At 75.9% G+C, this 290-nt stretch carries 1 pseudogene; it reads right to left on the bottom strand.

From position 1 onward, the window contains the following. Window positions 1-290 (bottom strand): annotated as a pseudogene (locus QWY28_RS23470) (type II secretion system F family protein); the annotation flags it as partial.

Below are 290 nucleotides of genomic sequence, written 5' to 3'. Positions count from 1 at the left end.
CGAGCAGCTCAGCCACGGTGGGGAACTCGGCGAGGATCCGGCGCTCGCGGGCGCGGACCTGGCCGGAGAGGTGGTTGTCGCGGCCCAGCACGCCCACCACGAAGGCGATCGCGCAGACCAGCGCCGAGCTCACGACGGCCCCCGGGTCGCCCAGGGTGCGCAGCAGGCCCCAGGCCGCGGCCACCGAGAAGGCCACCAGTCCCCACTGCACCTGCTCGACCCGGAACTCGTGGACGGTCTTGTCGAGGCCCGCCCGGGCCAGGCGACGGCGCACCGACGTGGCCCCGCCC

It is taken from the genome of Nocardioides oceani (assembly GCF_030412965.1).
GTDB lineage: Bacteria > Actinomycetota > Actinomycetes > Propionibacteriales > Nocardioidaceae > Nocardioides > Nocardioides oceani.
This window is presented reverse-complemented; position numbering and strand designations above follow the sequence as displayed.